The following is a 2727-nucleotide window of genomic DNA, read 5'->3' as shown; positions in this document are numbered from 1 at the left end:
CCCGCCAGCCGCGTCCGCACCGGCGTCGCCGGCACCGCGCGCGGCGGCAGGCCACGCACCGCGTCCGCGATCGCCGCGATGTGTTCCGGCGTCGAGCCGCAACAGCCGCCCAGCACGTTGACCTGCCCCGCGCGCGCCCATTCGCCGACCAGCCCCGCCGTCGTCTCGGGCCGTTCGTCATACTCGCCCAGCTCGTTGGGCAGCCCGGCATTGGGATAGACCATGATCAGCGCGTCGCACAGGTCGCTCAGCACCTTGACGTGCGGGCGCAGCTGCTCGGCACCGAACGAGCAGTTGAGCCCGATCGTCAGCGGCCGCGCGTGGCGCACCGCGTGCCAGAACGCCTCCACCGTGTGGCCGGACAGGTTGCGCCCCGACAGGTCGGTCAGCGTCATCGACAACATGATCGGCAGGTCGCGCCCCAGCGCGCCACCCGCCTCGATCGCCGCCATGATCCCGGCCTTGGCGTTGAGCGTGTCGAACACCGTCTCGATCAGCACGAAGTCCGCGCCGCCCTCGACCAGCGCGTCGATCTGCTCGCGATACACGTCCTTCAGATAGTCGAAGTCGATCTCGCGATAGCCGGGGTCGTTGACGTCGGGCGACAACGACAGCGTCTTGTTGGTCGGCCCCAGCGCGCCGGCGACGAAGCGCGGCCGTCCGTCGCGGGCCGTGAACTCGTCCGCGACGCGCCGCGCCATCGCCGCCGACTGGACGTTGATGTCGCGCACCAGCGCTTGCGCGCCATAGTCCGCCTGGCTGATCCGGTTGGCGGAAAAGGTGTTGGTCTCCGCGATATCGGCGCCCGCCGCGAAATAGGCGCGGTGGATCGACTCCGGCACCTCCGGCCTGGTCAGCGCCAGGATGTCGTTGTTGCCCTTCTGGTCATGGCCCAGCGCCAGCGCGCCCGCATAGGCGGCCTCGTCCAGCTTCCAGTTCTGGATCTCCGTCCCGAACGCGCCGTCCGTGATCAGGATGCGCTTGGCGGCCTCGGCGTGAAAGAGTTCGCGTGGGGTCATTTCTGTCCTCGTCATGCTGAACTTGTTTCAGCATCCATGCGCGCCGCTTCGTCATCGGCGGCGCGCCCGTGTCGAAGGTCTCGCATGGACCCTGAAACAAGTTCAGGGTGACCAGGCATCAGGCCGCCGCCTCCGCCCGCGCCGGCATCGGCCGCGCGCCCAGCAGGTGGCAGATCGCATAGGCCAGCTCGGCCCGATTGAGCGTGTAGAAGTGGAACTCACGCACGCCGCCCGCATACAGCTTGCGACACAGCTCGGCCGCCACCGTCGCCGCGACCAGCTCGCGCGCGGCGGGCCGGTCGTCCAGCCCCTCGAACAGCCGATCCATCCAGGCGGGCACCGCCGCGCCGCACATCGCGCTCATCCGCCTGACGGACGCGACGTTGGTGACGGGCATGATCCCGGGCACGATCGGCGCCGTCACCCCCGCCGCCGCCGCCGCGTCGCGGTAGCGGAAGAAGGTCTCCGGCTCGAAGAAGAACTGGGTGATCGCGCGGTTCGCGCCGGCGTCGAGCTTGCGGCGCAGATGGTCCAGGTCGGCGGCGGCGTCCGTCGAGTCCGGATGCCGCTCCGGATAGGCGGCCACCGAGATGTCGAACGGGTGCAGCCGGCGCAGGCCCGCGACCAGCGCGGCGGCGCCGTCATAGCCGCCCGGATGAGGGCTGAACGCGCCGCCGTCCGGGCTGTCGCCGCGCAGCGCCACGATGTGGCGCACGCCCGCCGCCCAATATTCGCGCGCGACCGCGTCCACCTCGTCGCGGGTCGCATCGACGCAGGTGAGGTGCGCGGCGGCGGCGAGCGGCGTCTCGCGCTGGATGCGCGCCACCGTCTGGTGCGTGCGCTCGCGCGTCGAGCCGCCCGCGCCATAGGTCACGGACACGAAGCGCGGCGCCAGCGGCGCCAGCGTCGTCACCACCGCCCATAGCTGCTCGTCCATCTTCGCCGTCTTGGGCGGGAAAAACTCGAAGCTCACGTCCATGTCGCCCGCCACGTCCGCGTATAGCGGGGCGTCCAGCGCGCGACGCGCCTCGGCCATGTCGACCAGTGTCGGGCTCATGCCGCCTTCACCTCTCGCAAGCGGACGCCGTCCCGGCGACCCAGCCACAATTTGACGGTCAGCTCGCCGCCCTCCAGCGTCTCGGTCCGCGCGAGCCCCAGCCCGGCGGCGGCGAACCAGGCCTGCACCTGCGCGTCCGCGAAGCCGAGCCGCGCATGGCCCTCGCGCGCGCGCAGTTCCTCGCGGTCGTGCGGGGCGAAGTCGGCGATCAGCAGCCGCCCGCCCGGCCCGAGCACCCGCGCGGCTTCCGCGATCGCCGCCTCGGGCTGCGCGCAGAAATGCAGCACGTGGTGCAGGATGGCGACATCGGCCGCCCCGTCCGCCAGCGGCAGCCGGTAAAGGTCCGCCTGGCGCAACTCCACCGCGCGACCCGCCAGCTTGGCGCGGGCGAGGCGCAGCATCTCGGACGAGCGATCCACCCCGACGGCCTGCGCCGCGCGGTCGCCAAACAGCTCCAGCATCCGCCCGGTGCCCGTGCCGATATCCACCAGCACGCCGACTTCCATGTCGCCCAGCGCCGCCGTCATCGCCGCCTCGACCTCGCTGTCGGCGACGTGGAGCGAGCGGATCGCGTCCCAGTCGGGCGCGTGCGCCTCGAACCAGCCGGCCGCCGCCGCCGCGCGATCGGCGTGCACCGCCTCCAGCCGCGCC

The 2727-nt window shown here is 71.9% G+C and carries 3 protein-coding genes; all 3 read right to left on the bottom strand.

What is annotated here, in order from left to right; all coding sequences use genetic code 11:
• Nucleotides 1–1019, bottom strand: a 1019-nt coding sequence (locus tag HUU95_RS13565; RefSeq protein ID WP_174280589.1) for a homocysteine S-methyltransferase family protein, incomplete at its 3' end; no start/stop codon positions are given.
• Between the two features lie 118 nt (nt 1020–1137).
• Nucleotides 1138–2076 carry a methylenetetrahydrofolate reductase [NAD(P)H] gene (gene metF, locus HUU95_RS13560; protein WP_174280588.1) on the bottom strand — a complete coding sequence of 313 codons (939 nt, stop codon included), beginning with the start codon at nt 2074–2076 and terminating at the stop codon, nt 1138–1140.
• The coding region (locus HUU95_RS13555; protein WP_174280587.1) for a class I SAM-dependent methyltransferase at nt 2073–2727 on the bottom strand (655 nt) is incomplete at its 5' end. The genes metF and HUU95_RS13555, both read right to left, overlap by 4 nt.

Source organism: Sphingomonas bacterium, from assembly GCF_903643065.1.
Taxonomy (GTDB): Bacteria; Pseudomonadota; Alphaproteobacteria; order Sphingomonadales; family Sphingomonadaceae; genus Sphingomonas.
This window is presented reverse-complemented; position numbering and strand designations above follow the sequence as displayed.

Excerpts from the sequence above, each read along its gene's own strand:
- metF (WP_174280588.1), bottom strand. The coding sequence starts at position 2,076 with ATGAGCCCGACACTGGTCGACATGGCCGAGGCGCGTCGCGCGCTGGAC.